The organism is Streptosporangium sp. G11, assembly GCF_051192615.1.
Taxonomy (GTDB): Bacteria; Actinomycetota; Actinomycetes; order Streptosporangiales; family Streptosporangiaceae; genus Streptosporangium.
The window spans coordinates 147,307-155,703 of record NZ_JBPJUQ010000016.1 but is presented as its reverse complement, the minus strand read 5'-3'; the positions used below and the strand labels follow the sequence as shown (position 1 = coordinate 155,703).

5 protein-coding genes and 2 pseudogenes are annotated in these 8,397 nt (G+C 71.0%); 3 read left to right on the top strand and 4 right to left on the bottom strand.

From position 1 onward, the window contains the following. Together ACSDR0_RS18250 and ACSDR0_RS18245 are read right to left on the bottom strand one after the other, a co-directional pair. Positions 1 to 655 (bottom strand): annotated as a pseudogene (locus tag ACSDR0_RS18250) (integrase core domain-containing protein); the annotation flags it as partial. Positions 656 to 721: 66 nt separating this feature from the next. Then, positions 722 to 853 (bottom strand): annotated as a pseudogene (locus ACSDR0_RS18245) (DUF6082 family protein); the annotation flags it as partial. A 146-nt stretch (positions 854 to 999) separates the two neighbouring features. Between ACSDR0_RS18245 and ACSDR0_RS18240 the strand changes: the two are divergent. From ACSDR0_RS18240 to ACSDR0_RS18230, 3 genes are all read left to right on the top strand, one after another. Beyond that, positions 1,000 to 3,303 (top strand): polysaccharide lyase 8 family protein, encoded by a 2,304-nt coding sequence (locus ACSDR0_RS18240; RefSeq protein ID WP_435290018.1) that lies wholly within the window; start codon positions 1,000 to 1,002, stop codon positions 3,301 to 3,303. Positions 3,304 to 3,515: 212 nt separating this feature from the next. After that, positions 3,516 to 4,601 carry a lytic polysaccharide monooxygenase auxiliary activity family 9 protein gene (locus ACSDR0_RS18235; RefSeq protein ID WP_435290017.1) on the top strand — a complete coding sequence of 362 codons (1,086 nt, stop codon included), beginning with the start codon at positions 3,516 to 3,518 and terminating at the stop codon, positions 4,599 to 4,601. A 317-nt stretch (positions 4,602 to 4,918) separates the two neighbouring features. After that, positions 4,919 to 6,382 (top strand): family 43 glycosylhydrolase, encoded by a 1,464-nt coding sequence (locus ACSDR0_RS18230; protein WP_435290016.1) that lies wholly within the window; start codon positions 4,919 to 4,921, stop codon positions 6,380 to 6,382. A 171-nt stretch (positions 6,383 to 6,553) separates the two neighbouring features. Here ACSDR0_RS18230 and ACSDR0_RS18225 read toward each other — a convergent pair whose 3' ends face one another. Together ACSDR0_RS18225 and ACSDR0_RS18220 are read right to left on the bottom strand one after the other, a co-directional pair. Next, a complete protein-coding gene (locus ACSDR0_RS18225) occupies positions 6,554 to 7,204 on the bottom strand; it encodes a 4'-phosphopantetheinyl transferase family protein (RefSeq protein WP_435290015.1) in 651 nt (216 codons plus the stop codon). After that, entirely contained in the window at positions 7,201 to 8,040 is an 840-nt protein-coding gene (locus ACSDR0_RS18220) for a metallophosphoesterase family protein (protein WP_435290014.1), read from the bottom strand. Before ACSDR0_RS18220 ends, ACSDR0_RS18225 begins: the two co-directional genes overlap by 4 nt. Positions 8,041 to 8,397 lie beyond the last annotated feature (357 nt).

Below are 8,397 nucleotides of genomic sequence, written 5' to 3'. Positions count from 1 at the left end.
TATCGGCCCGCAACGTGAGCGTCAGCCCGGCCCGGTGGGTGCCGAGCCAGAACTGCTGCCCGCAGACGGTCAGATTGCCCGAAGCGGGTACGACGCGGGTGAACTCAACGGCCAGGTCCACCGCATCGATCCCGTTCGCCGACATCACCGGCCCGGCTGTCTCGATGGGCACCGACGACACCGCCACCGTCGGCTCAGCAACGGTCGCAGGTTTCGCCTCAGCGTCGAGAAGCGCTCCGGCGGCGCGCAGAACCGCCGGCAGGCGCAGCGGCAGCCGCTCGCCGTTGCGGGACCGGAACCGGTCGGCGGGACGGTCCATGTCCAACCCCTGGTGGGGGCGGTGGGTGTTGTAGTCGGCGACGAAGGCGTCCAGGACCTGCCGGGCATGCTCGACGCTGTCGAACGGGCCGTGCTCCTCCAGCAACTCGCGCCGCAGGGTCTGGTGGAAGCGCTCGACCTTGCCGGTGGTGGTGGGCGAGTGCGGGCGGGTCAGCCGGTGGGTGATGCCGTTCTCGCGACAGATCCGGTCGAACAAAACCTCTCCGCCGCGGTCGAACCGGGCGGTGAACTGCTTGCCGTTGTCGGTCAGCAGCTCATCAGGGATCCCGTGGCGGCTCAATGCGTCGGCCAGGGCCAGGCACACGGCCCGGCCGGTGCAGAACCTCCAGCCGACAGGCCTGGCGAGGACGACGTCGGCGATCGAGCGCGGGTGCGTCTCGGTGATGGAGCGGGGTTCCCACATCATCGGCCAGTGATTGACGATCATGTTGACGTACATGTGCGCGCGCTGTTCGCCGGTGTTCTTGGAGGTGAAGAACGCGCCCCAGCAGGCCCGGCACACCGGGTCCTCCATGGCCATCCGCATCAGGTCGGTGCGCGGTGTGTTCCCGGCGACGTCGTTCGTACGCCCACTCACCGTCACCGGAGGTGAACAGCCTACTCATATGTCACCCTATGATCTTTTCGTTTGGTGTGTGCCCTATTGCCGGAAGAGTCCTCATGACCCACCCCCTCAGTCGGCGGTCCGCCCTGCTGAGCGCCGCGACAGTGGCCGGTCTCGCCCTGTGGGAGAGACCGGCCGAGGCGGTCGGCGCCGCCGTGTTCGACGCCGCGCGTGAGCGGTGGGTGAGCCTGCTGGCCGGTGGGGCATACAACTCCGCTCATACCGACAGGGCTTATACCGACAGGACGCGGGCGCTCGAGGGTTCGGCCAATGCGGTGCTGCGTAAGCTGAAGCCCGCTGCCGGTCGCCCGAGCCTGTGGCCCGACCTGCCGCTGTCGGACCCCCGGACGGGTAACTTCAACCGCTCCTACAACCGCATGCGCACACTGGCGCTGGCCTGGGCCACGCCGGGCACCGCCATGCATCGGGACAGCCAGGTCGCCGAGACCGCTGTCAGGGCGCTGGACTTCCTCTACGAGCACGCCTACCACGAAGGGCTCGACCGGCGGGGCAGCAACTGGTTCTGGTGGGAGATCGGCGTCCCCCGCGCGCTGACCGACACCTGCGCCCTGCTGTACGACGGCCTGCCCTCAGGCCGCCTCGAGCGCTGGTTGCGACCCTTGCGCCGCTGGTGCCCTGACCCGGAGCGCCGTGTCAGCCACCCCGGCGTCGTCGAGACCGGCGCCAACCGTGCGGGCAAGGCCATGGCGGTGGCGATGCGCGGAGTGCTCACCCACGACGCACGCCTCGTCAGGCGGGCCAGGGACGCGGTCTCCGATCTGCTGCGGCCGACAAGGGGCCCAGGCGACGGCTTCTACCGTGACGGATCGTTCATCCAGCACGACGTGTACCCCTACACCGGCAGCTACGGCGTGGACTACCTGGAGAGCGTGGCCAAGCTGATCGCCATGCTCGCCGGGTCACCGTGGGAGATCACCGGCATCGGCAACGTCTACGACCTCGTGGATCGCTCGTTCGTGCCGTTCCTCTTCGACGGGCTGATGATGGACTGCGTACGCGGCCGGCAGATCTCGGTGCAGGGCCACCGTGACCACCACTCGGGACACAAGGCGGTCGAGGCCGTCCTCACCTTGCTGGAAACGGCGCCCGAGCGCCATGCCCGGCGTTGGCGACCGCTGGTCAAAGGCTGGCTCACCCGCAACCAGGCCACCCCCTACGGCGCGTTCGCACCGCCGGCGAGCATCGCGAGGGCCACGGCCCTGCTGGAGGACCCGTCGGTGCCGGTCGGCCCGCGCACGACGGGCACGTACGTCTTCGCCGACATGGACCGGGTCGTGCACCGCCGTCCCACCTGGGCGTACGCGATCGCGATGAGCTCGGAGCGCATCGGCGCGGCCGAGGCCATGAACCGGGAGAATCTGCACGGCTGGTACACCGGCGACGGCATGACCTACTTCTACACCGGCGACCTCACCCACTGGAACGACGACCTGTGGCCCACGATCGACCCGTACCGGCTGCCGGGCACGACGGTCGACACCCGCAGACGCGCCGATCTTTCGCACGACCACCGTCGCCTGCCCTCCACCCCGTGGGCGGGCGGCGTGGCACTCGACGGCGAGTACGGCGTGGCCGCCATGAGGCTGATCGCCGGTGACTCCTCGCTGCGGGCCAAGAAGGCGTGGTTCCTGCTCGACGACGCGGTGATCGCCCTCGGCGCCGGCATCACCGCCTCCGACGGCCGCCGTGTCGAGACCATCCTGGAGAACCGCAACACCCACGACCGGCATCCACCGCTGACCCGGGGCGACGGCTGGATCCACCTGTCCGGTGTGGCCGGCTACGCGCTGCTCGACGGCGCCGATGCGAAGGTGATCCGCAAGGAGCGCACCGGCCGCTGGCGCGACATCGACAAGGGCGCCACCACCGGTGGCGACACATCCCCTGTCACCAGGCACTACACGACGATCCTCATCGACCATGGCGTCGATCCCCGCAAGGCCCGCTACGCCTACGCCGTACTGCCTGATGCCTCCATCACGCAGATGGAGGCTTATGAGGGGCGGATCGAGATCCTCGCCAATTCCGCAGCGGTGCAGGCCATCTCGCGCGACGGTGTGATCGCCGCCGTCTTCTGGCGTGCGGGGACCGTCGAGACCGCGGATGGGCCGCTCGCCGTCGACGGCCCCTGCACGCTGCTGGTCCGCCGCGCCGGCAAGCGGGTACGGCTTGCGGTGTCCGACCCGTCCAGGACCATCGACGAGGTGAAGATCACGTTGCCCTGGCCGGTGAAATCGGTCAGGGAAAGCGACCGTAGCGTGCGCAGGGCCAGGACCGCGCTCAAGGTGGAAGTGGGTGGCAGCCGCGGGTACGCCCACACCGCGGAGGTGTGCGTCTGACTCCCGGCTCGCTGCAGGACATCGGAAATGAACCTTTCATCCGCTTTGCGGGGTTTGGCCAGCTCCGGGCCCCTCCCCCTTCGAGAGCCGGGAGCCACCATTGCCCCCCGATGCGGATTGGGCGACGGTGGGGACCCTCTGGCGTGAGAACTCCGCCCTCACTCGGCGCGCCAGGACCCGTCCCCCGGCACTCGAAAAGGAGACCTGCACCGATGAGGTCACGTACGCTCCGACTCCTGCGCGAACAGGCCCGCGTGTCCGACCTCGCGCCCCTCCACCGGATCCCGGTGTGGCGGACGGTCGTCGCGGCGCTGGTCGCGGTCGCGACCGCGCTCATGTTCACCACCGTGATGGCGACCCCCGCCTCGGCGCACGGCTCGATCACCGACCCGCCCTCGCGCAACTACGGCTGCTGGGAGCGCTGGGGAAGCGACTTCCAGAACCCGGCCATGGCCCAGCAGGACCCCATGTGCTGGCAGGCCTGGCAGAGCAACACCAACGCGATGTGGAACTGGAACGGGCTGTTCCGCGAGGGCGTCGGCGGCAACCACCAGGCCGCGATCCCCGACGGGCAGCTGTGCAGCGGCGGCCGGACCGAAGGCGGCCGCTACAACTCCATGGACACGGTGGGCGCGTGGAAGACCGTGGACCGTCCCGCCTCGTTCACGATGAACCTGTATGACCAGGCCTCGCACGGCGCGGACTACATCCGCGTCTACGTCACCAAACAGGGCTTCAACCCCAAGACCCAGCCGCTGAGGTGGAGTGACCTGGAACTCGTCAACCAGCTGGGCAGCAGGCCCACCGGCACCAGCACGCCCATCCCGGTGAACGCGCCCGGCCGTACCGGCCACCACATCGTCTACACCGTCTGGCAGGCCAGCCACCTCGACCAGTCCTACTACTTCTGCAGCGACGTCAACTTCACCGGCGGTACGAACCCGACCCCGACTCCCACGCCGACCCCCACCCCCACGCCCACCCCGACCCCGACCCCGGCCCCGGGCGGCTGCTCGGCCACCTACCGCGTCACCTCCCAGTGGTCCGGCGGCTTCCAGGCCGACGTGAGCGTGACCGCCGGCTCCAGGGCGATCACCGGCTGGACGGTGAACTGGACCTTCGCGAGCGGTGAGAGGGTCAGCTCGGCGTGGAGCGCGACCGTGACCACCAGCGGGTCCGCGGTCACCGCCCGCAACGTCGCCTACAACGGCTCGCTGGGCGCCGGCGCCGCGACCTCCTTCGGATTCACCGGCTCCGGCACCAGCGGCACCCCCACCCTCACCTGCACGGCGACCTGACCCCTTTCGCCGAGCACGCGCGTGCCGGCCCGCCGCCCTCCGGCGGCGGGCCGGCACGCGGCGTGGCCGCTCGTTCCGGTGGAGGCGTCCGTGGTCTCATCTCGCCGCTCGCGGTCCTGGCCTTTCCTCCGCGAGTGACCAGTGCGGCGCCGAGTCCGTCGCGAGGGACCGGGGCGGCGCCGGCCTCGTAGGCGCACAGGCCGGGCTCGTGGCCGAGGTTCGCCTTGCCGCCGCGCGGGCGGCGCGCCGGTGGCGCCGCGAGGCCGGCCATGGCGCACCCGTCCCTCGATCGTCGTCCGCAACGAGAGGCACCCCCCGTGAACGCTCTCGCAAGCCCCCCTCGCCCGCGACGCGTCCTCCGCGGAGCCGCCGCCGCGCTCGCGTCATCCGTCGTGGTGCTGCTCGCGGTGTGCCAGTCGATCGTGGCCGCGCCCCCGGCCGCCGCGGCGGACATCGACACCGGCGCCTCCTACATCCTGGTCAACCGGCACAGCGGCAAGGCCCTGGACGTCTACAACCGGGCCACCACCGACGGCGCCGCCATCGTCCAGTGGTCGCGCAACGACGGCGCCTGGCAGCAGTGGCAGTTCGTCGACTCCGGCGGCGGCTACTACCGGCTGCGCTCCCGCCACAGCGGCAAGGTCCTCGACATCTCCGGCGGCTCCACCGCCGACGGCGCCAACGTCGTGCAGTGGAGTGACACCAACGCCGGCAACCAGCAGTTCCGCGTCGTCGACAGCGACAGCGAGCACATCCGCCTGATCAACCGCAACAGCGGCAAAACCCTCGAAACATGGGAGTGGTCCACCGCCGACGGCGGCCGCATCTCCCAGTACACCGACCTGGGCGGCGCCAACCAGCAGTGGCGACTCGTCAAAACCACCGGCGGCCCACCACCCACCTACCCCCCGCCAGGCCCGGTCGCCGGTGACACCGGCGTGCACGACCCGGAGGTGGCCAAGCGGCCCGACGGAACCTACCTGCTGGCACACACCGGGAACAACATCTCGCTGAAGACCTCCACCGACCGGACCACCTGGCGCAACGCCGGTTCGGCGTTCCCCGGCGGAGTTCCCTGGGCCCACGCCTACACCAACAACAGCAACAACATGTGGGCCCCTGACATCACCCACGTCAACGGCCGGTACTACCTGTACTACTCGGCCTCCACCTTCGGCTCCAACCGCTCAGCGATCTTCCTGGCCACCAGCACCACCGGCGCCTCCGGGTCGTGGACCAACCAGGGCCTGGTCATCGAGTCGCGCACCGGCGACAACTTCAACGCCATCGACCCCAGCATGACCATCGACGTCCAGGGGCGCTGGTGGCTGACCTTCGGCTCGTTCTGGTCGGGCATCAAGCAGATCCAGCTCGACCCGGCGACCGGCAGGCGCACCGGCTCGACCCTTACCGGCGTGGCCGGCCGAGGCGGCGGCGCCATCGAGGCGCCCACCCTCGTCCGCCACGGCGCCTACTACTACCTGTTCGTCTCCTTCGACCACTGCTGCCAGGGCGCCGCCAGCACCTACCGGATCATGGTGGGCCGCTCCACCTCGGTCAACGGCCCCTTCACCGACCGCAACGGGGTGGCGATGAACTCCGGCGGCGGCACCGAGATCCTGGCCGGCCGCGGCGGCATCCACGGCCCCGGCCACCAGACCTACCTGGACGACAGCGACGGGTCGATCCTCTTCTACCACTACTACGCCGACAACGGCGCGTCCCTGCTCGGCATCAACAAACTCGGCTGGGACTCGACCGGCTGGCCTTTCGTCCACTAGCCGTCGCGCACCGGGTGCCCGCACCGGCCGGGGACACCCCGGCCGTGCGGGCGCTCCCGGCGGCGACGTGGAGACGTCGCCGAGGACTCGCGAGGGGGTACCCGCTGAAGGAGCGGGTCGCCGACGCCGGTGACCTCCCGGCCGCGCTCCACCGGGGGCTCGGGCGGGCGGTCAGGGCGCGGGCTTTCCCGGTACGGCGATGGAGGTCACGACCAGCCCGTCGGACACCAGCCAGCGGCCCGTGAAGCCGGTCAGCTCCCGGCCCTCCACCAGGGGGCCCGGGACGAGAAGGCGGGCGGTGAACGTACCGGCGGGGGAGAAGACGAGGTGGGCCTCCTCGAAGCCGAGCCAGCGCCTGGCCAGCGGGAACCACGCCTTGTAGACGCTCTCCTTGGCGCTGAACAGCAGCCGGTCCCAGTGCACGCCGCCGTCGAGCCGCGCGATCGCGGCCCGCTCCTCGGGAAGGGAGACCGAGGACAGGATGCCGTCGGGGAGCGGCTCGTGGGGCTCCGCGTCGATGCCGACGGTCAGCGCGTCGAGGGAGACGGCCGCCGCCCGGTATCCGGCGCAGTGGGTGATGGCGCCCACCACCCCGTCCGGCCACCCGGGGGCACCGCGCTCGCCGGGCAGGATCGGCGCCGGGGGCAGCCCGAGAGCGGCCAGGGCCTGGCGGGCGCAGTGGCGCGCGGTGCCGAACTCACGCCGCCGCTTCTCCACCGCGCGGGCGATGACCGCCTCCTCCTCGGGGAACAGCACGACGTCCGGCGGGTCCTCGAAGCACTCCGAACTCGCCACCCACGGCGGCAGGATCTTCTCGATCATGCGACGGGCTGCGGGCTGGGCAGGATGCGCCGCAGCTGGCCGGGCGCGGTGGACCTGGGACGCCATTCGCGGGGGTAGCCCAAGGAGACCTCCTCGAAGCGGACACCGTCGTGCCAGGTGGTCCGGGGGATGTGCAGGTGGCCGTAGACGACCGTGGCGGCGTCGAAGCGCAGGTGCCAGTCGGCGGTGCGCTCGGTGCCGCACCAGATCGCGAACTCCGGGTGGTGGAGGATCAGGGTGGGCTCGCGCACCAGCGGATAGTGGTTGACCAGCACCGTCGGGACCCCGGGCGGCCTGGCCTCCAGGCGTCGTTCGGTCTCGGCGATCCTGGCGTCGCACCAGGCGTCCCGGGTGGGGTAGGGGTCGGGGTGGAGCAGCATCTCGTCGGTGCAGACCACGCCCTTGTCGTACGCGCGGGCGAGCGCCTCCTCCTTCGTCGCCACGCCGGGCATGCGGAAGGTGTAGTCGTACAGCACGAACAGCGGGGCGACGGTGACCGGGCCGCCGGGGCCGGTCCAGGTGAGGTAGGGGTCCTCCGGCGTCGCCACCCCCAGGTTCCGGCACACCTCGACCAGGTGCCGGTAGCGCTCCTCGCCGCGCAACTGGACGGGGTCGCTCGGATGGGTCCACAGCTCGTGGTTGCCGGGCGCCCACACCACCTTCTCGAACCGTCCGGCGAGCAGCCCCAGGGCCCATTCGACGTCGGAGACCTTCTCGGAGACGTCCCCGGCGACCAGCAGCCAGTCGGAGGCGGAGGTGGGCCGCAGCTCCTCGACGATGCTCCGGTTCTCCTGGTAGCCGATGTGCAGGTCGCTGATGGCCAGCAGTGACGTCATGCGCGGCTCGTCCTCCCCGAACCGGCACCTTCCGGCACGCGGCTCGTTCCCCGCGAACCGGCGCCTTCCGGCACGCGGCCCGTCACCGGTGAGACCGCCCCCGGCGAGCCGGTGGCCGGAGCGGGTCCGGCGGCCGGAGCGGGCCGCCCGCCGCGAACCGGCGCCGCGAGCGCCCCCGCTGTCCCCTCGTTCGTTCGCACGTTCCCAAGCACCGCCGCCTCCGTCTCGCCCGCTTCCCCGGGCACGGTCACGAACCCGTGATCGCCGAGCAGAAGAACCCTCTCACGACCGCTCCCGGAGGCACACCCCACCCCGCTATGAAGGCATCAAGTACGGCAATCCCCGTGCGACCGCCGA

Excerpts from the sequence above, each read along its gene's own strand:
- ACSDR0_RS18240 (WP_435290018.1), top strand. The coding sequence starts at position 1,000 with ATGACCCACCCCCTCAGTCGGCGGTCCGCCCTGCTGAGCGCCGCGACA.
- ACSDR0_RS18235 (WP_435290017.1), top strand. The coding sequence starts at position 3,516 with ATGAGGTCACGTACGCTCCGACTCCTGCGCGAACAGGCCCGCGTGTCC.
- ACSDR0_RS18225 (WP_435290015.1), bottom strand. The coding sequence starts at position 7,204 with ATGATCGAGAAGATCCTGCCGCCGTGGGTGGCGAGTTCGGAGTGCTTC.
- ACSDR0_RS18220 (WP_435290014.1), bottom strand. The coding sequence starts at position 8,040 with ATGACGTCACTGCTGGCCATCAGCGACCTGCACATCGGCTACCAGGAG.